General features: G+C 52.5%; 2 protein-coding genes. Both read right to left on the reverse strand.

Going from position 1 to position 1,999, the window contains the following annotated elements:
• Positions 1 to 799: 799 nt before the first annotated feature.
• Entirely contained in the window at positions 800 to 1,255 is a 456-nt protein-coding gene (locus LOC67_RS16955) for a hypothetical protein (protein WP_230263828.1), read from the reverse strand.
• 100 nt (positions 1,256 to 1,355) lie between these two features.
• On the reverse strand, positions 1,356 to 1,859 hold the full coding sequence (locus LOC67_RS16960; RefSeq protein ID WP_230263829.1) for a hypothetical protein: 504 nt from the start codon (positions 1,857 to 1,859) through the stop codon (positions 1,356 to 1,358).
• Positions 1,860 to 1,999 lie beyond the last annotated feature (140 nt).

Below are 1,999 nucleotides of genomic sequence, written 5' to 3' on the forward strand. Positions count from 1 at the left end.
GCGATCAGCTTGAATTGGCCACGTGAATTCAGGAGGGCCGGATCCAAACACTTTGTAGTACAAAGGGCGATGACCAACTGAGATAGAGATGAATCATTCAGTGGTTCATCTACCCGCGCGAACGGTCATGGTCACCGAGTCGGCGCGGTTGAGGTGAAACTAAAACCCAAAAGTCGTCGACTCGCCGACTTCGGTGCACCAACAGGTTCGCGAGGTACCCACGACCACAGTCGGCACTACATCGCTGGTGACAAGTCTACCCGATCGGAATGGCCAAGGGTAACGAGCATAGATTTTTCGGCTAGCGCATAGGGCGTTTGAACTGCTATATCGGAGCAACATCCAAACCGTGACATCGAATGCGATAAACAGGAAACTGCTGACCCGTGAATTCAGATGGGTGTTATTCGAGCGACACGATCAAACCGTGAATTCAATTGCGATCAACAGGAAACTGTCGTCGCGCGAAATCCATTGGGCCGCGATCAGGCACAACTATCAAACCGTTAATTCAATTGCAGCGATCAGCTAACGGTTGCCACGTGAGATCAGATGGGCCAGATTCATACGCTTCAAATTGCAGAGGGCGATGACCAAGCTGGAGACAGACGGGATATCAGACAGCTCACCTACCCGCGCGAACGATACGGATCACCGGGCGGCGGCGAAAAATGCAACCTCAGTTTAACGACAACTCCGCCGCTCCGTGTGCATCCGATGGTTCGTCGCACTCTTTATAAACGGCACAGAGATAACGTCAGCCAAACAGGTTGCGAAGCTTCTGCCACCATGCCAGTTTTCATGATGGATATTGGATTCGGTCGCGATCGAGCCAAAAGTGTTCGCAATAGCCATCGGAATCAAACGAGACCTCCAGATTCCAACGTGGTATCGCGATTGCATCGGCCACCAGATTCGTAATCTCAACACTCTCTTTCCCCAGTCGTTTGCAAATCTCGGGCCGCGACCAATGGGTCATTGGGCGGCCCCGAAACACACAATCGCCTCGACGGAAAACTTCGATTGCTATGAGAGATGCTGAAGGCAGCGGTGCTCGCGAGTCGCAGCGATCGAAATGAAATACGAGACCTGGATAGTAGAGGCAATCATTCATGTTGCCATCCATCCACTCTTCCCAAACGAGGTCAGTCCCAAAGAAGCCTCGCACATCGGATGGCAATGCCCCAAAGTCGATTGGGCCTAGGCCATGCGGTGGATTGATGTTAAGCGTTTGACCTATCGAAAAATACTCCAATCGCGTGTCGACGAACGGTTGGGATCACCGAGTCCGAGCGGAAATGCCACCATCAGGAAAATCGTTTTCGAGGACTTCGGTGCATCCCGTGGTTCCCCGCCTATTGTATCGCGTTGAACGTCACTTTGTCAGCATCGGGCAGGTCAATGCCAGCCTCCGAAAGCGTTGCCACAAGGCGCAGGAAATAAGTTTTGGTCCGTTCCGCTGAGAATGTCGTACAGTGATTTGAGTCAATAAACGTTTGGAAATCCCAAAGTATCCGATCAGAGATGTCCGTTGGTTCATCCAAGCTATCTGGCCAAGTTTGCACCTCGATAAGTGCGTCATCCCATTTAGCATAGTCGCAATCCGGATCAGAAAAGACCAGTAGTCGGTCGAGACGGTGCAGGTTGCGCGGTTGGTCACGCCAGTGTCGCCTTAGCGTCATCTCTATCGTCTTGGCGGCACAGCTGATCGACATCGGCGAGTCGGTCGCACTAAGCTCGCGTAACCGTTTTGGCCGCCAATGTCGTTTCCAACGAAAGGTCGGGCGCGAAAGAAAGTAAAGTGTCACCGGAACAAGTACACTAACCAAAGCAACGATCGGTCCAATTGAGATCGTCATGTTTTATGTCGGGGAACGGTTGCCGTCACCGAGGTCGGGCGGTGGACTGACCACTTCGATAAAACACGACTCCCGACCTTCGCGTGCACGGCATGGTTCGCGTGGTACACACGACCACAGTCTGTATCACATCGCTGTCG

It is taken from the genome of Stieleria sp. JC731 (assembly GCF_020966635.1).
GTDB lineage: Bacteria > Planctomycetota > Planctomycetia > Pirellulales > Pirellulaceae > Stieleria.